10 protein-coding genes and 1 pseudogene are annotated in these 17,261 nt (G+C 69.9%); 7 read left to right on the forward strand and 4 right to left on the reverse strand.

What is annotated here, in order from left to right:
• Window position 1: 1 nt before the first annotated feature.
• The 3 genes from PYR91_RS13300 (at window position 2) to PYR91_RS13310 (ending at window position 6,793) form a co-directional block, all read left to right on the forward strand.
• The gene (locus PYR91_RS13300; RefSeq protein WP_279780368.1) at window positions 2-3,331 is read left to right on the forward strand and encodes an SbcC/MukB-like Walker B domain-containing protein; all 3,330 of its coding nucleotides are present in this window, start codon (window positions 2-4) and stop codon (window positions 3,329-3,331) included.
• A 5-nt stretch (window positions 3,332-3,336) separates the two neighbouring features.
• The gene (locus PYR91_RS13305) at window positions 3,337-4,569 is read left to right on the forward strand and encodes a Wadjet anti-phage system protein JetD domain-containing protein (protein ID WP_279780010.1); all 1,233 of its coding nucleotides are present in this window, start codon (window positions 3,337-3,339) and stop codon (window positions 4,567-4,569) included.
• Between the two features lie 259 nt (window positions 4,570-4,828).
• Window positions 4,829-6,793 (forward strand): hypothetical protein, encoded by a 1,965-nt coding sequence (locus PYR91_RS13310; protein ID WP_279780011.1) that lies wholly within the window; start codon window positions 4,829-4,831, stop codon window positions 6,791-6,793.
• Between the two features lie 17 nt (window positions 6,794-6,810).
• Here the strand turns inward: PYR91_RS13310 and PYR91_RS13315 are convergent, their stop codons facing one another.
• Window positions 6,811-7,611, reverse strand: coding sequence for a helix-turn-helix transcriptional regulator (locus tag PYR91_RS13315; RefSeq protein ID WP_279780012.1), 801 nt, complete (start codon window positions 7,609-7,611; stop codon window positions 6,811-6,813).
• A 103-nt stretch (window positions 7,612-7,714) separates the two neighbouring features.
• Here PYR91_RS13315 and PYR91_RS13320 point away from each other — a divergent pair, with 103 nt between their 5' ends.
• From PYR91_RS13320 to PYR91_RS13330, 3 genes are all read left to right on the forward strand, one after another.
• A complete protein-coding gene (locus PYR91_RS13320; protein WP_279780013.1) occupies window positions 7,715-8,182 on the forward strand; it encodes a VOC family protein in 468 nt (155 codons plus the stop codon).
• Window positions 8,183-8,266: 84 nt separating this feature from the next.
• Complete coding sequence (locus PYR91_RS13325) at window positions 8,267-8,608, forward strand: substrate-binding domain-containing protein (RefSeq protein ID WP_279780369.1); 342 nt, start codon at window positions 8,267-8,269, stop codon at window positions 8,606-8,608.
• On the forward strand, window positions 8,608-11,304 hold the full coding sequence (locus tag PYR91_RS13330; protein ID WP_279780014.1) for a helix-turn-helix transcriptional regulator: 2,697 nt from the start codon (window positions 8,608-8,610) through the stop codon (window positions 11,302-11,304). Before PYR91_RS13325 ends, PYR91_RS13330 begins: the two co-directional genes overlap by 1 nt.
• A 61-nt stretch (window positions 11,305-11,365) precedes the next feature.
• Here the strand turns inward: PYR91_RS13330 and PYR91_RS13335 are convergent, their stop codons facing one another.
• Both PYR91_RS13335 and PYR91_RS13340 read right to left on the reverse strand, forming a co-directional pair.
• Window positions 11,366-12,013 carry an SRPBCC family protein gene (locus PYR91_RS13335; protein WP_279780015.1) on the reverse strand — a complete coding sequence of 216 codons (648 nt, stop codon included), beginning with the start codon at window positions 12,011-12,013 and terminating at the stop codon, window positions 11,366-11,368.
• Window positions 12,010-12,495, reverse strand: a complete 486-nt coding sequence (locus tag PYR91_RS13340) for an SRPBCC family protein (RefSeq protein ID WP_279780016.1) — start codon at window positions 12,493-12,495, stop codon at window positions 12,010-12,012. Before PYR91_RS13340 ends, PYR91_RS13335 begins: the two co-directional genes overlap by 4 nt.
• A 189-nt stretch (window positions 12,496-12,684) precedes the next feature.
• Here PYR91_RS13340 and PYR91_RS13345 point away from each other — a divergent pair.
• A pseudogene (locus PYR91_RS13345) lies at window positions 12,685-12,797 on the forward strand (helix-turn-helix domain-containing protein); the annotation flags it as partial.
• 108 nt (window positions 12,798-12,905) lie between these two features.
• Here the strand turns inward: PYR91_RS13345 and PYR91_RS13350 are convergent.
• Window positions 12,906-17,243, reverse strand: a complete 4,338-nt coding sequence (locus tag PYR91_RS13350) for an FtsK/SpoIIIE domain-containing protein (RefSeq protein ID WP_279780017.1) — start codon at window positions 17,241-17,243, stop codon at window positions 12,906-12,908.
• Window positions 17,244-17,261 lie beyond the last annotated feature (18 nt).

The raw sequence follows: 17,261 nt of genomic DNA on the forward strand, positions 1-17,261 counted from the left end.
CATGATCGACACGCTGTTCGGGCCGATCCCGGCGGCGTCACGGGGTCAGCAGTGGGTGGCGCGAGATCTGCAACTGGTCAACTGGGGCGGCTACGACGGGTATCACCACCTACGACTCGCACCCGGCGCAACCCTGCTCAGCGGAGGTTCCGGATCCGGCAAGTCGACGCTGATGGATTCCTACATCGCGTTGCTCATGCCCCACACGACTCCCTTCAATGGGGCGTCCAACGGCGGAGTGGTCGGCAGGCCCCGAGGCAGGGACCAGCGCAACATCCTCTCCTACGCGCGCGGCAAGCTCGACGAGTCCCGGGTCGACGGCGAGACGAAGTTGCGGGTGCTACGAGGGGACGGCCGCGACACCTGGTCCGCCATCGCGATGACATGGGCCGACCACACCGGCGCCGAGTTCACCGCGCTCCGGGCCTGGTATGTCCCGTCGTCCGCCCGCGGCCTCGACGAGGTCGTGGCGGTGCGCGCCACCTGTGACCACTCATACCGACTACGCGCGCTGGAAGGCCCGGCGAACAAGAAGCTCGCCCGTGCCGACGTCGAGGCAACCGGCCTGAGATGCTGCGACACCGACCGTGACTTCACCGCGCGTCTCCACACCACGCTGGGTATCGGCGCCGCTGGTGACGGACACAAGGCGGTCGCGCTGCTGGGTCGGATCCAGGCCGGTCAGCAGATCACCACCGTTGACGCCCTGTACAAGACGATGGTCCTTGAGGAGCCGTCCACACTGGCCACGGCGGACGCGGTGGTACAGCAGTTCGACGAGCTGTCCGGCACCCGGACCCGGATGATCACCGCCCGCCAGCAGGTGAAGGCGCTGACCCCGATCCGCGAACACCGGCACACCATCGACGAAGCGGCGGACCGGCTGCGCCTGATCGACGGGATCGGATCGCTCACCGACACGTCGTCACCCGCCGCGTTGTGGCGTCATGAACGCCGGCTCCACCTGCTGCGCGCCGCCGAGAAGGACCTGGCTGAGCGGCACCGCCGGGCCAAGGAGGAGCTGGCGGAGACCACCGCCCTGGTCAAAGCGACCGAAGTACAGCGCGATGGGGTGGCCGACACGCTACGCGCGTCCGGTGGTGATCGTCTGGACACCGCACTCCGGGAGATCCGCGGCGTGGAGCAGCGACTGGGCGAGGTCGAACGCTCGCGGGAGCGGTTGGACCGGGCGCTCGACACCATCGGCGCCAGCGTGTCGACCGGGGACGACTTCGTCGCACTGGTCGAGACGGCGCATCGGTCCCTTGCCGACACCGACGCCAGGAGGACCGTCCAGAACCAGTTCGCCGAGGCGATGGCGGAGAAGAAGGAAGCCGACCGCGAGCTGGCCAGGTTGCGCGCCGAGCACAAGGCGGTCAAGAACCGGCGGGGCAACATCCCGACTGAGCTGCACGCGGCTCGCGCGGCGTTGGCCGAGGCCGCCGGGCTCAGCCCGGACAGCCTGCCGTTCGTCGGCGAGCTGATCGAGGTGCGGACGGAGTTCGAGCCGTGGCGCGAGGCGTTCAACCTGGCGCTCGGCGGATTCGCCACGCGGATGCTGATCGACATCGGCCGGCTGAACTCGTTCCGCGAGGCGATCAACGCGGTGCCGACCGCCCGGCGTATCCAGTTCGAGGGCGTGCCTACCGGCCTGCGCGACGAGGTCGGGCTGGACGACAAGAAGCTCCCCGGCCGGCTCGACTACCGGCCGTCGCCGTTCACCCCCTGGCTCAAAAGCGAGTTCGCCCGTCGGTTCGACTACGTCTGCGTAGAGACGCCCAGGCTGCTGGCGCAGCACCCCAAGGCACTCACGGTCACCGGCCAGACGTCGGAAGGCGGCCGGGGCGCGCACGGCGGCCACGGCCGCGCCAACCTGCTCGGTTTCACCAACAACAGGTCGCTTGCCGACCTTGAGAGCCGGATCGGCGTTGCGCGGGAACGCCTCGACGATGCAGTCGCCTGGGTGTCGAGGGCGGAGGGAGACCTCAACTCGTTCGAGACCAGACGCACGACCTACCAGACCCTGACCGAGTTGTCCTGGGACCAGGTGGACGTCGAGTCCGTAAAGGCGGAACGGGCCGGCTGGAACCGCGTCGTCGAGGAGGTCCGCGCGGGCAATCCGAGGATCGACCAGCTGCAGGGCCGATTGGACGAACTCAAGGAGCGGGTCAGGGAACTGACCGAGCGCGTCGGCCGGCAGAAGGACAACGTGAAGATGCTCGGTGAGTCCTGGGAGTCGACCGTCGACGAGGTGGACCGCGCCCAACGGGCGCTCGACACGGCCGTGGAGACAGGCGCCGATGTCGGTCAGGAACACCGGGCTTACCTGGAGACGCTGTTCGACGGCGACCCTGACAGCACCGCCCCGGCGGAGGCGCTCGCGGAGTTCGACGCGGCGGTGAAACGGGCCACCGAGCGGCTCCGCGCCGACCGGCAGTCCGCGGCGGAGACGATCGGCAGGTCGAAGAAGGCGCTGCTCGACACGTTCTCGACGTTCGTCGAGCGCTGGCCGAACCCGAACCTCGGCGTCGACGCGGACGCCTCATACCGCGACTTCGATCGCTTGCTTACCGACCTGGAGACCAGCGGGCTGCACGAGCTGGAGAGCGAGTGGCGCAACAGTCTGCTCAAACTGTCCGGCAACGACCTGACCGGCCTGGACAGCGAGCTCGCCGCCGCCGTCCGGGAGATCCGCGACCGGATCGACCCGGTCAACCGCATCCTCGCCGAACTGCCCTTCGCTGACGACAAGCACCGGCTGCGCATCGACCCGCAGGAGAGCCACTCCGCGGTGCGTTCCCGGTTCCGCAAGGAGCTGCGCGAGGTACGCGCCTTCATCGACCAGGCGGCGACGGACGACGACCGGGAACGCGCCTATCACCGGATGGTCAAGGTGATCGACCGCATCCGACGCACCGCACCCGATTTCGCCGACCTCGTCGACGTTCGCAACCATGTTCGGATCAGTGCCGAGAAACGCGATCTCGAGGGTGGACACGTCGCCGTGTACGACCACATCGGCGAGAAGTCTGGCGGCGAGTCGCAGGAGCTGGTCGCGTTCATCGTCGGGGCCGCGTTGCGCTACCAGCTGGGCGACGCGGGTGCCGACCGACCCCGCTACGCCCCCGTCTTCCTAGACGAGGCGCTGATCAAGGCGGACGCGCACTTCACCGGCCGGGCCATCGGCGCGTGGCGCGGCCTCGGTTTCCAGCTCGTCATCGGCGCCCCCAACGACAAGCACAGCGCGATCGAGCCTCACGTGGACGTGGAGTATCTGATTCTCAAGAACTCACACGGCCGATCCTGGGCGAAGCCCCTGGTCGGTGTTTAGGACGCATGAGCGCACTCCTCGCCCCGAAGGACGCCGTCGTGGCTGTCCGCCGCAAGATCGATCGGAAATGGGCGGAAGCCGTATGCGCGGAACTCGGTGTCGGCGACCAGGTCGTGTTCTCCATTCCACTCCGCGCCGGCGTGTCGACGGGCAAGGCCGTCGAGCAGCTCGGGCCCGCCGCCTGGCACGAGTGGCACATGCAGTGGCGCGAGTTCGCCAGCCGGCTCCCCACCGGTGTGGAGCTCGTCCGCAAGGTGGTGGCCATCCGGGGAGTCGCCGGTGACTTCCCCGCCACGCTCATCGCGGACCTGGACGGCGCCGTCTCGCTCATAGCCGACACCCGTATCGTTGCTGAACCCCTGACCGTGGACATCGACCGCGCCCGTACGATCGCGTCGGCGCTGCGGTCCGCCGGCGCGATCCTCACCCCGACCACGCTTCGGGCAGTCTGCCGTCTTCGGACCGTCGACGTGGAGGTGCTGGTCAGGGCCTTGACCTGGTTAGGCCGGCACCCCGACGCCGGCACTTGGACCCTGCGACAACTCCCGGTCCCCGGAATGCACACCAAGTGGCTTGACACCCACGGCGCATTGCTGCGCGACGTCGCCGGACGCGATGTACGAGAGGAGGTACGGCCCCGGCTGACCGTCATGCACCTGACCTATGTCGACCCTGACCACGCTGCGTCGGGCCGTCGCAGGCACGACGCCTGGACCACCGGTGACGTGCACGACATCGCCTACCGGCCGCGCCTGGTGCTCGTAGTCGAGAACCGCGACTCTCGCCTCTGGTTCCCTCCGGTCGGGGACACGATCGTGGTCGAGGGCGGCGGCAAGGCCGCAGCGTCCCTGCTCGCGAACGTGCCTTGGATCCGCGCGGCGGACCACGTCGTCTACTGGGGCGACATCGACGCGGACGGGTACACGATCCTCGACCGGTTCCGCGCCACGCTGGCCGTGCCCACCCCGGACGGCGCACCGGCGAAGCCCGTCACCTCCATCCTCATGGACGCCACCGACCTGCACCACTACTCCGAGCACGGCGTCAACCACGACAAGGCAGGTCGCTCCATCAAGCCCTCACCGGCGAGCCTCCCGCACCTCACCGAAGCCGAGACCACCGCGTACAACACCATCGCGACCGCGGGCTCCACCCCCTTCCGCCGGATCGAACAGGAGGCCATCCCTCTCACCCACGCCGCGACCCGGCTGCTACAGATCTTGGAAGGCCGGGATTGATCGTGGAATCTCTCCCAGGATCGGCACTTCTTGTACCAGATGGAGAGGATGGCGGGCCGGCGGTGCGCGCCCTGAAGCGTTTCGCGTTTGAGGGTGGCCTTGAAGGACTCGGCCGCCGCGTTGTCGGTGCCGGCGCCGACCGCTCCGCGTGAGCGGGTGACTCCATATTTGGCGCGATGGTAGATGAGATTTACCATTCTGGTCATGGTGACCATTTGGTAGCGTGCGGTTCCTGACGCCGAGATCGGGGGAGGGGCGCATGGCACTCTCGTTTCGAGCCGCCCGCGAGATGGCCAAACAGGTTCACGCGGCGGACAACCGTCGCACGGTGATCGACACGCTTCGGCCTCGGGGTACCTTCGGCCTGATCCGCTCGCGCGGCCCGGTCACGCTCGCGCTCTACGTGGCAGCCAGTGAGAATCGCCTGGTCGGGAGAGCACCGGACGGGTTCGCGGTGTTGGAGGCCCCACGTTTCCCCAAGGAGGCCCGTTTCGCCGGGCCATCCGCCAGGATCGCGCGGCTCGTCTACCAGCAGTGGGAACTGGTGCTGTTCGGGGCGCCTCCAGCGGCGATGCTGCTGGTCTGCGCGATGTCTGTGCCGTTCGGGCTGGTCTGGCATGGCCTGTGGCCGGTGCTGGTATGGCCGGTGTTGGTGCTTGTTCTCGCGGCGATGGCTCACGTCGTCGTGCTGATGGTGTTGATGCTGGGCACGCCTCTGGTCAGGTGGCTCCTGCGCCGGCTTGGCCGTGGCCGTCCACTCGACCCCATCACCTCGGAACTGCGCTACCTCCAGTGGTCCATGCCTCTGTGCCATTGCCCTGACCCGGCCGCCGTGCCGGCATTGATGAGCAGGGTCACCGTACGGCTGCGCGATCTGGTGCGGCTGCAGGTGGCCCGGCGGGTCAGCGACTTCTCGGTCCGTGCGGACACGGTCGCCGAGCCGTTGCTGTGCCTGCTTGGCGGAGTGACCACGTCGGCCGCCCAGGCGGCGGTCGCCTCCGTGACCGCGGACCCGACAGGGGTCGGGATCAGCGGGGTGACGCTGCTGGCTACGGGGCCGCAAGCCGCCTTGCGCAGGCCGAAGCCGGTCGAGAGCGGTTCCGTGCTCGCGCTCTACGCGCTGGGCGCCTCCATGGTCCTAGCGGTCATCGCGACCGTGATACCCGGCTGGGAGCGGGAGGTGTGCGCGTCCAACTGCGCGGGGCGACCGGTGACCTTCGGCACCGCGCTGCGCTGGCTGGCATGGCGGCTCTTCGCTCAGGACCCACCGGACATCGTGCCCGTCAGTACGTGGACCTGGGTGTTCGGCTGGATGGTCCCATTCCTCGGTCTGACGGGCGTGCTACTGGCCGTAGTCACCGCACGCCTGGTGATGGCGGCATACAAGGAACGAATGGCATCCATACGAAAGGGGTTGGATGGCATGCTTGATCCAACGACAGTTCTGATCATGGTTGCGACGCCGGTGGAGCGCGAAGCGGTGGTGACGGCTCTCACCGCGGTCGCCGACGGCACCCCGCAACGACTTAACCTCCGCCATCACACGGTGTTCGACCTCGGCGTGGTGAGCAAGGCCCGGGTGTTGATGGCGCAGACCCGCCCGGGCACGGTCGCACCCGGCGCGGCCATGCTCACCGCCAAGTCGCTGATCGAGCAGTTGAGGCCCAGCTACCTGCTGCTCACCGGGATCTGCTACGGCCTGGCCAAGGACGAGGACCGAAGAAGCGCTGATCCCGAGTGGGACGGTCTGCGACTGGGCCGTCAGCGCATCGGCGACATCATGGTGAGCAGCCAGATCCGGGCGATCGACCATAGGAAGGTCACCCAGTCGGACTCCGGGGAGCGGGTCGAGATTCTGCGCGGCGACATGGTGACGCCGTCGGTGACGCTGCTCGATCGATGCGAGAACGCCCGGCTTGTCCCGGGCGACGGCCCGCCGGTTCACATCGGCCTCATGCTCTCGGGGAACATCCTGGTGGACTCACCCGCTGAGCGGCAGCGCCTGATCGACCTGGAGCCCGACGCGATCGGCGGTGAGATGGAGGGCGCCGGCCTCTACGCGGCGGCGGCCAAGGACAAGACCGACTGGATCGTGGTGAAGGCTATCTGTGACTGGGGCATGCGCAAGGCCGACAACCATCAAACCCTCGCGGCCGGCAACGCGGCCGCGTTCGTCCGTGACGTCCTGCTGACCGGAGGATTGGACCGCCCGCCCGGGCGATGAGGCGTCCCCTGGCGGCGTCACCCCAGGCGATCCAGCTTCTCACGAGCGCCGGTGCCGGGCCGGGGCGTCAGGACCACGACACGGAGGTCGGTGTTCTGCGTGGTCAAGACGTTGGCGTCCAGGGGGATGTCGCCCGCTACCGGATGTACGGCGGTCTTGTGGGCGCTCTCGTGGGCGGCCACCGCGCGGAGCGCCCACAGGTGGCGGAACCGATCGTTCCCGGCTAGGCGGGAGACCAGCGCCGCCACGTCGGGGTCGTTCGGATAGCGGGCGCTGGTGCTGCGCAGGTCGGCGACCAATGACTGCTCGAAGTACGCGCGCTCGGTGTCGGTCTGGCGGACCCGGAGGTTTCTGGACTCGAACTGGACGATCAGGGCGTTGCGATCGTCGACGGTCGCGTCGGCGGGATCGCCGAAGACGGCCGCGAACAGCCGGTTCCAGTGCAGAAGCCGCCAGGCGGCGTCGTAGACGGCCACCGGGATGTCGCCGAGTTCGTCGATGACGCGGTGCAGGCTACTAGGGATCAGGCAGGGGATCCGGTCTGGGGCAGGGGCGAAGCCGGCAAGGCGCATCAGGTGCGCTTCCTCGTCGTCGGAGAGTCGTAACGCGCGAGCCAGGGAGGCGCAGACCTGCGCCGAGGGCGTCGCGCCCCGGCCCTGTTCGAGGCGCGCCACGTATTCCGGGGAGATGCCGGCCAGTGTCGCCAGCTCGCCGCGTCGCAGCCCCGCGACGCGGCGGGGGGATGCGGTCGTCAGACCGACGGCGGCCGGGTCCATGCGGTCCCGCCAGGCCCGCAGCGCCGCACCGAGGTCATTCACTACCACAGGATCCTCAATTGGTCAGCCCGGTTTGGGTGGTACAGGTCGTACGCGGCAGATCTGTGCCTTCCACCGTGCGGCCCTGCCCTTCAGGATAGGGATCATGAGCAGAGTGACCAGGATGAATCACATCGGGGTGCCGGTCAGCGATCTCGCGCGGTCGGTGAGATGGTACGAGGACGTTCTCGGCATCGCGCCGAACGGCGTGACGATCTCGGCCAAGAACCCGGCGATCGGTGCGGTCGTCGAACTGGAGAACCCGTCGATGCGGGCATCGTTCGCACTGGCCGGCGACAACGTCCTCCTGGAGCTCATCCAGTACGACAACCCATCACCGAAGCCCTTCACCGGGCGCAACTGCGACGTCGGGGTCATGCACCTGTGTTTCGAGGTCGACGACCTCGACGCGGCGCACCGTGACCTGGTGGAGCGAGGCGTACACGTCAACGCCGATCCGGTCGTGCTGCAGGACGGCGACGGCGTCGAGGCCGGCACGCTGGCCGGAACGAAGATTCTGTACCTACGGGACCCCGACGGCATCCAGCTGGAACTGTTCGAGCTGCCCGGCTAGAACGTCGGCTCTCCCGCCCCGATCGACGGAACGGAGCGCCGTGGCATTCTCACCTTTGAGGAGGGCGTGAGACTGGGGGCCGACATGTTGAGCCCGCCCGGCCGTCCCACGGCGGTAGTGTGTAGCGACGATCTGCAGGTCCTGGGGGTTTATGAAGCCGCTCGCCGGTCCGGTCCACGGATTCCGGACGATCTGAGCGTGGTCGGATTCGACGATGTCGACCGGGCCGCATGGGTCGCGCCACCCCGGATCACGGTGCGACGGCAGTCCTCGGCAATGAGCGCGACCGCCGCGCGGCTCGCGCCGGCACTCGCCGCCGGCCGGCAACCGGCACGAGACCGGCATGAGCTCGAAACCACTCTCGTGGTGCGCGCAAGCACCGCCCGGCCCCCGACGACCGTTCGTCCGGACAAGCGCGGCACCTGATGGCCGATATCAGGTCGGGGTGTTTCGTCGCCCGAAAGAGAGAGCTGAGCGAGATCGCGGCGGTGACGGCAGCCGCGGCGGAAGGCCGTGGCGGCGCGATGCTCCTCCTCGGCGAAGCGGGAATCGGCAAGTCGACGCTCATCGACGAGGCCGCTGTGCTGCTCGACGACTGGCAGGTGCTGCGCGCCGGTGGTGTCGAGTTCGAGAGCGAACTGCCCTATTCGGCCCTGCACCAACTGTGTACGCCGGTCTTTGAACACCGCGCCGGCCTGCCCGAACCGCAGTGGCGCGCGCTCGACACGGTGTTCGGCCTCCATGCCGGGGTCACGCCGAGCCCGATGCTGGTCGGCCTGGCTGTCCTGGGCCTCCTGGGCGCCGCGGGCCAGGACCGGCCGGTGTTCTGCGCGATCGACGACGTGCAGTGGATCGACGCCGGATCGAGGCAGGTGCTGGCCTTCGTCGCGGCGCGCATCGCGTCGGAGCGGATCGCCATGGTGTTCGCCGCCCGTGACGTCGCTTCGGTCCCCGATCTCGTCCGCGTGCCCACACGTACTCTCGCCGGACTCACCGACTCCGAAGCCCTCACACTGCTGCGGTACCTGGCACCGTTCGGCCATGACGCCTGGATCGTGCAACGGATCCTCGCCGAGGCGGCCGGCAACCCCCTCGCACTGGTCGAGTTCGCCCGCGACGCCGGGCCTCTCGGCTTACCAGGGGATGGGAAGCACCGTGCTGTGGAACAGCGGTTCGCGCATCGGTTCCTGCGGCTTCCCGCGCCGACGCGCTCGGTGCTGGCGCTGGCCGCCGCGGAGCCGACGGGCGACCTCGTTCTGCTGCGGCGTGCCATGACATTTCAAGGGCTGAGCGGTGCGGATCTGGCCGCGGCCGAGGACAGCGGCCTGTTGCTGACGGGTCCACGGGTGCACTTCCGGCATCCGCTGGCGCGTTCCGCGGTATACCGGTCGACCGATGCCGAGGCGCGACGGCATGCGCACGCGGCGCTGGCGGCGTGCACCGACGCCGACATCGATCCCGACCGCCGCGCATGGCACCGGGCGAACGCCATCGCCGGTCCTGACGAGAAGACCGCGACGGAATTGGAGCGTTCAGCGGACCGGGCGCAGCGACGCGGCGGGTTCGCGGCCGCGGCCGCGTTCTTCGAGCGCGCCGCACGGCTGACGCCGAGCGGTTCGCGGCAGGCACGCCGGTTGTTGTCCGCGGCCCAGGCGCGGTTGAAATCGGGAGCACCCTCCGGCGCACGGGAACTGGCGGATCAGGCTGAGCGTCATCAGCTGGATCCGGCTGGCCGTTCCGCGGCACGTCTGTTGCGCGCCATGATCGATTATCACGTCGAACGGAGTATTCCAGCGACGATCGCGCTCATCGATGCGGCCGACGGCATGGAGCCCGACGAGGCCGGCGAGACCTACCTGGAGGCGTTCGCATCGCTGATGTTCAGTATCGACGAGCCCGGCAGATTGCGGCGGCTCGCCCTGCACATCCGCGAACGGGTACACCAGCGCAGGCCGCCACGTCCGGTCGACCTGCTGCTGGAGGCGTTGGTCGACCAGAACCTCCGCGCGGTGGACGAGGCGGTGCCCGCGATGCGCCGTGCGGTCGACGCCTTTCGGAATCTCGCCCGCATGCCCGACGCGGATCCGTGGTGGATGGAACGCGCCTGTGTACTGAGCGTCGACCTCTGTGACCGCGCCGCCATGGAGGAGATCGCCGATCGTCAGGTCGAGCTCGCCCGGACGCAGGGCGCCTACGCGATACTGCCGCACGCGCTGCGCTTCCAGGCGGTCGCCCGGACGATCGTGGGCCGCTTCGCCGACGCGCACGTCTGCGTCATCGAGGCGCGTGCGGTCGACGAGGCCGCGGGGACGTCCAATCTCGTCGGCTCCGACCTGATGCTCGCCGCGTTGAGCGGCGACGCCGAACGGTTCCGCGAGATACGGGAGATGCTGCACGGCTGGGCCGGAGTGGAGTTCACCCCGCTGAATTACGCGAGCGGTGTGCTGCACAACGGGAACGGCGACCACGAGGCCGCGCTTGAGGCGTTGCTGGTCGCGCGGGACCAGCACCGGCGCGGTGCGTACGTCGTCACCGCTTTCCACGGCGAACTCGTCGAAGCCGCCGCATCCACCGGGCGTCTCGAAGAAGCCGGAGACTCCGCCGAATGGATCGAGACTCTCGCACGGGTCAACCCGAACGCCTGGACGACAGGTGCGCATCTGCTGGCCCGTGCGCTGTTCGACCCGGGGCTGGGCGCGCAGGACCTTTACCGTGAAGCGACCAGCCGGTTGGCCGAAAGTGGAATGCGGGTCCACTACGCGCGTGCCCGCCTGCTTCATGGGGAGTGGCTGCGACGGGTCGGCCGCCGTACCGAGGCGCGGGTGGAACTCCGTGCCGCACACGATCTGCTGTCCGCCATCGGCGCGCGTGGATTCGCCGCCCGCGCCGCCCGCGAACTGGATGCCATCGGTGAGCAGGCGCTGGCCGGCGACTCGGATTCGCTGGCCGGGCTGACCGCCCGGGAGCTGCTCGTCGCCCGCAAGGTCGCCTCCGGCGCGGGCACCAAGGAGGTCGCGGCCCTGCTGTTCGTCAGCCCGCGAACGATCGACGCCCATCTGCGCAACCTCTACCGCAAGCTGGGCATCACATCACGCCGCCAGTTGCGCGAGCTTCTCCGATGACGGTGCCGTTCCGATAGGGCCTCGAAAGGCCCCGCCGGAGGAGACCGGCGGGGCCGCTGAGTTACATCGGTGCTGGATGACGGTCCCGCTCACACTCCCGTTCGGCCACGGTCTTCAGCTCCGTCAGCCATGTTTCGAGACCCTCGCCGAGGGCCGTGGTGGAGAACCCGACGTCCTGCTCCACCTGGTCACCGCGCCAGGTCTCCTCGGTGCGCACGAGAACCCGGCCGCCCACCTCGGTGAAGGTCCACACGTGAACCCCCTCGTCGATGCTCAGCCCGGTACCGATCGCCGGCCCGTCCCACCGAAGGCACTTCTGGCGCTGCAACTGCCGGACGGTGGAGGTGACCACGAGGGTCGTGGCGGGGTTCAACTCGGTCTCGGGTACCGGCGTCGTCCATCGGAACGACGAACCGGGACGCAATGGGCCACGATCGAGCCGCTTGCTGGAGAGGACCGGCTTCTGCCACGACGGCCAGCGTTCCACGTCGGTCTGAATCCTCCAGACGGTGCGCAGCGGAGCGTCGATCACCGTCTCCGTCCGATAGCGGATCTTCGCCGAGGTGTCGACGGTCTTTCCCGCGCATCGCACCGCCGTGCGGTCGGAGCCGCCGGCGCGCGTGGCCTCGGCCCGAGCCGGTGCGCCCGCGACGCTCATCAGCCCGGCGACGACGACTGTCGCCGCGACGGCGCTCACACGGTTCTTCATGAGGCGGTCGCCGCCTCAGCCGTGATCTTGAGTCGATGCAGCCACATGGCGAGCGTCGTGTCGAGACCCGCCTGGAACGTCGCGGGGTCGGCATCGACAGGCGGACCGGCGAAGGACTCCTCGGTGGACACCTCGACGCCGTCACCGGCCGGGGTGAGCGCCCAGACGTGGACGCCGAGGACGCCGTCCTGCCCGCCACCGTATCCCCGCCACACAAGGCGGTCCCGCGGCCACACCTGGGCAACCGTCGACTCGATCTCCATTCCCGCGGCGGACCAACGGAACACGGAGCCCGGCGCAAGCGGACCTGGCGTTTCGATATGTGCGTACGGAATCTCCGGCAGCCACGTCGTCCACGCGTCGATGTCCGTGAGGATGCGCCAGACGGTGTCCGCCGACGCGGTCACCGTGACGCTGTGGCGGCTGACCACCGGGGCCGACTCGTCAATGCCGGCCTCCCCGGCGTCCGTGACGTTCTCCAAAGTGATGCCCTCTCCTGGGTAAGTGACGATCGGGACCACCGGGCATGAGGAGCCGTTACGTCCACACCCGGCAGATGCGATCGTGCCAAGATGACCGATCTCCCACATCGGCGAGAATTACCTACCTTGCGACACGTCGCCCGGGCACTTGAGGGTCTCCTGTTCGCTCATCTCCACCCGCCACACATTCTTGCGCTGACCAGGAAGCAGTTCGCCGTGCTCGAAGTGCTCGTCGCCGGCGAGGGCGGGGTCGTCAGCGTCGAAAGCTGCTGGAACGGGCCTGGGACGAGAACGCCGACCCCTTGCCGATCACGCGGGGGGCGAGCCGGGGTTGGCGATCGTCAAGACGATCACCAGCGCCAACGACGGGACGCTCACCCTCACGCCGCGCCCGGGCGGCGGGATTCACATCACCGTGGAGCTACCCGCGGTACCTGGACGGACGTGCTCTGCCCGCGCCGGATCAGCAACGCACGACCCGCGATCTGACCGCCCCCCGTCGAGCGGGGAAGCTTGACCTCGAAGACCTCGCCGTCCACGTACGACGTCGGGTTGAGCAGAAGTCCTGATCGGGCGCGGCGTAGGCTGGCTATCCAGTTGCGATAGCGGAACGTCGCCAGATCGTCGGTGGTTCCGGCGGCGATGACGAGGTTGCCGTCGTCGCGTGCGGTGTGGACGAGCCGGTCGAGGACGTCGGCGGCGAGGCCCTCCGAGAGCCGTTCCGCGTCGTCGACCACCACTGCCAGCGGCCTGCGGGTGCGGGCGATCGTCTCCTCGAGGTCCGTTGCGATCGCCGACCCGTGCAGCGCCGCGACGACCCCGGGCAGGTCGGCGAGTTCCATCAGCGGGGATCGGCGCGGGCAACAGAGCAGGACCGAGAGCTCGCCGTTCTCACGGCCGTGCAGCGACGAGACGATAGCCGCGAGCGCGGCGCTACGGCCGGAGCGAGGCGGCCCGGAGACCAGGAAGACGGAGTCGGTGTCCACGAGGTCCACGTCGATCGGCCGCAGATGATCGCCGCCGGCGCCGACCGTGCAGGTGCTCGGGGTGGACGTCACACGCGTGCCCCGCAGTTCTTCGAGCGCGGCCAGGTCGATCGAGACGGGGAGCCGGTCGATCCGGTGGGGGCGGGCCGTCGCCGGTAGCCGCTCCCAGCGGTCGGCGAGGCGTTTGGCCAGGTCTTCCACGGCGGCGGCCTGCGCGGCGCCGTCCGGGTCCGGGGTCAGCAGGGCGATCTGCACCTCCATCCCGGCGGGGATCGCCATCGCCCGGCCCGGGGGCGTGGCGGACATGGCACGCGGGTCGGCGCCGAATACGGCCGCGTCGTCACGATCGGCCTGCCGGAGAACCAGCCTGGTGGCGGCCGTGCCGGCGAGGCGGTGGGTGAAGCCGGAACGGTCGGTGGTGAGCACAATGAGGATGCCGACCGCGGCGCCGCGCCGGAGCAGGCCGTCGAGGGTCTCGACGAGCCGGCCGCCGTCGGTTTCCGCGTGCTGGGCGAGGAAGGACTCGTACTGGTCGATGAGGAGCACCAGATAGGGGAGCCGGTCGGATGGGGCGGCGGTGGCGCGCTGTTCGCGGAGCGAGGCGTGTCCGTTGGCGGCCAGGATCTGTGCCCGTTCCGTCATCTGGGACGTCAGCAGGTCGAGGAGCCGTGTGGTGCGGTCGGTCTCCGTGGCTTCGACGTAGGCGCCACAGTGCGGGAGCGCTTCGAGGGAGGTCAGCGCGCGGTTACCGTGGTCGAGGACGTACAGGTGGAGGTCGGCGGGGCTGCCGGCGGCGGCCAGTGAGGCCGCCAGGGTGCGGAGGGCCGTCGAGCGGCCACTGCGCGCCATCCCGGCGATCACGGTGGGTGCGGCCAGCTCCAGGTCCAGCAGGAACGGCGACTGGGCCTGACTCGCGGGCAGGTCGGCGAGCCCGATGTGGGCGATCGGGGGCGGAGCGCCGCCGTCTTCAGCGAGGGGGATCGTCAATCGGTCCGGGAGCGGGGGAAGCCAGGGACTCGGCGGCGCCGAGACGCCACTGTGCTCGGCCGCCTCCCGGATCGCCGCCACGAGAGCCGTCAGATCGGTGTCACCGGCGTGGCCCTCGTCTGGGCCGGCCAAGCCGTCTACGAGACGGGCCCGGCCGAGTTCGGTGATCCGGCGACGAGCGACGGTGACAACGTCCGCGCGGGCCCGCGCGTCCGGCGCGTCGTCTCTCGGCCAGCCGACGCGGGCGCACTGGAGGGTCGACAGGTCGCCGTGCCCGGTGCGCAGATAGGCCCGGCCGGGGTGAAGACGGGAGATGCTGGCGGCGTCGGACACGTCGATGACGTCGGTGCTCTCGTCTGGGCGGGTGACCCGCAGGCAGAGGCGGAGATTGACGTTCGCGCGAAGGTCTGCGTTCACGACGCCGCCCGGACGCTGCGTCGCCAGCACCAGGTGGACGCCGAGACTCCGGCCGCGCATGCCGATCCCAACGACGCCGGTGATGAAGTCGGGGAGCTCCTCGACCAGCGTGGCGAACTCGTCGATGACGATGACCAGCCGGGGCAACCGGCCGCCGGTGCGGGCCCAGTAGTCCTCGATGTCCTTGGCCCCTGCCTCTGCCAGGATGGTCTCCCGGCGGCGCAGCTCGGCCGTGAGCGAGGCGAGGGCCCGGTCGGTCAGTCGGCCGTCGAGGTCGGTGATCATGCCAACACAGTGGGGCAGGTCGCGGCATTCGGCGAACGCGCTGCCGCCCTTGTAGTCGACCAGGACGAGGTTCAGCGCGTCGGGCTCGTTGCCGAGGGCGAGTGAGGCCACCAGCGTCTGCAGCAGTTCGGACTTTCCGGCACCGCTCGTTCCGGCGATCAGGGTGTGGGGGCCGTCCCGGCGCAGGTCGACGGCCACAGGGCCGGTCCCGTCCACGCCGATCAGCGCCGTGGTGCCGCGTCCACTGGGCTGGGCGGCCCAGCGCGCGAGGACCTCGTCGCGGTGCGGGCGAGCGCCGAGCCTGGCGAGATCCAGGTAGCGGACCCGCTCGGGCAGGTCACCGTCTTCGCTGAACCGGGCGCCGAGTACCCGGATCGGCGCCAGCGAGCCGGAGATCTTATCGGCCAGCTCCTGCGGCAGGTGATCCGTCAGCACCTCCTCATCGGGGACGTCCGCTCCGGACACTCGTGCCCGGCCGCCGGACGAGTCGGCCACGACCGTTGTCCGGCACTCGTCGGGCAGATCGGACTCCGACCGGTCCAGGCAGACGGCGTAGATGCCGACACCTGGCCCCTCGGCCAGCAGGTCGGCCAGGCCGGTCAGGCTGCGCGCCCGGCGTACGCCGTCGAGAACCAGGAGGAGCCGCCTGCCCTGGGAGACTCCGCTCCGCAGCCCGGACCGTCGCTCCTCCATGATCCGGAGCAGTTCCGCGATCCGGGTCTCCGCCAGCTCCCGATCGGTGGCGACCATCCGGCGACAGGCCAGGTCGGGCCGGTGCGGGAGGGTGTGCGGCAACCACGTCGCCCACTCCCAGTCCGGTGCCGTGTCCTCACCGGAGAAGATCACGAGGCCGAGGTCGTGCGGCGCGTGCAGCGTCGCCGCCTGCGCGACGAGCGCACGGGCGATCGGCAGGATCGCCGCGCGCGGCCCAGCCACCCCGGCGACACCCGCGGCGACCAGGTCGAGAGCCACCGGGACGGCGTAGACGGTCGGCGGCTCCTCGGCGTCCGCGCCCTGACCTGTGAGCCGGACGTCGGCCGGTCGGTCGGCCAGCCCGACCCGCAACCGCCCGAAGTCATCGTTGTCCGGCCGGCGTTCGAAGAGGCGGCCGGACGGGCCGGTCGCGATCCGCGTCACCGCCGCCGGGTCGGGCAGCGCCTCACGGGCGGCCTTCTCCTGCGCGACCGCGATCGCGCCCAGCCTGGCCCGGACGGTGTCCATCTCGCTCTCGTACGCGCGAAGTTTCTCCTTGTACTCCCCGCGGCCGCTGCGGCGTTCGGTGATGACGTGGGCCACGGCCATCAGCGGCGACAGCGCCAGGAAGATCAGGAACATGGCGGAGCTCGGCATCAGCGCGTAGACGACTCCGCCGAGCACGAGCGGCAGCAGCACGGTGGCCAGCGGGAAGCGGATGCCCTTCGGCTGGTCGGGCGCGGACGGAACAGCCACTTCTGGACGTCTCCGTGGCGGAGCGATCCTGGGCGGGCGGTTGAACCGGCGTACACCACCCGCCTGGTCGAGTTCGGCGTCACCTGAGGCAGCGGGTCTGACGGTGACCATGGACTCGCCGATCCGCACCAGGTCACCCGCGGGCACCGGCGTGTCCGCGCCGATGCGGTGGCCACGCCAGCCGACGCCGTTGCGTGAGCCCGCGTCGGCGACCACCACGGTGCCGTCCGCGCCAAGGCGCAGTTCGGCGTGCCGTCGGCTGACCTCGGGATCGTCAAGCACCAGCCCGGCTCCCGGCGCCCGGCCCACGAGCACCGCCGCGTCGTCGCCGAGCGGCACGGCGGTCCCGGCGGCGGGCCCGCCCACCACGGCGGCCTCCCAACGGGACGCCGGAACCGCCGCCGGAGTGGACGAGGGCGCGAACGCCAGACGAGCGCCGGTGCGCAGCGAGGTGGCGGAGAGCGGCTGGTCGGGCCGCAGCCACTCCGACTCCAGATACAGCCGCGCGTCCGGCGTGCGGCCGATCGCCTCGACCAGGCCTCGGACGGTGGCCGACTCGCCCGCGCTGATCAGCAGCGGCGTTGCGGTCCCACCCTGGTCGACGATCGTGACCTCGTACTCCATGGCAGTCGCTCCTTCACC

It is taken from the genome of Sphaerisporangium sp. TRM90804, from assembly GCF_029846175.1.
In the GTDB taxonomy this organism is placed as follows: Bacteria; Actinomycetota; Actinomycetes; order Streptosporangiales; family Streptosporangiaceae; genus Sphaerisporangium.

Excerpts from the sequence above, each read along its gene's own strand:
- PYR91_RS13335 (WP_279780015.1), bottom strand. The coding sequence starts at position 12,013 with ATGAAGAACCGTGTGAGCGCCGTCGCGGCGACAGTCGTCGTCGCCGGG.
- PYR91_RS13330 (WP_279780014.1), top strand. The coding sequence starts at position 8,608 with ATGGCCGATATCAGGTCGGGGTGTTTCGTCGCCCGAAAGAGAGAGCTG.
- PYR91_RS13305 (WP_279780010.1), top strand. The coding sequence starts at position 3,337 with ATGAGCGCACTCCTCGCCCCGAAGGACGCCGTCGTGGCTGTCCGCCGC.
- PYR91_RS13310 (WP_279780011.1), top strand. The coding sequence starts at position 4,829 with ATGGCACTCTCGTTTCGAGCCGCCCGCGAGATGGCCAAACAGGTTCAC.
- PYR91_RS13300 (WP_279780368.1), top strand. The coding sequence starts at position 2 with ATGATCGACACGCTGTTCGGGCCGATCCCGGCGGCGTCACGGGGTCAG.
- PYR91_RS13320 (WP_279780013.1), top strand. The coding sequence starts at position 7,715 with ATGAGCAGAGTGACCAGGATGAATCACATCGGGGTGCCGGTCAGCGAT.
- PYR91_RS13325 (WP_279780369.1), top strand. The coding sequence starts at position 8,267 with ATGTTGAGCCCGCCCGGCCGTCCCACGGCGGTAGTGTGTAGCGACGAT.
- PYR91_RS13350 (WP_279780017.1), bottom strand. The coding sequence starts at position 17,243 with ATGGAGTACGAGGTCACGATCGTCGACCAGGGTGGGACCGCAACGCCG.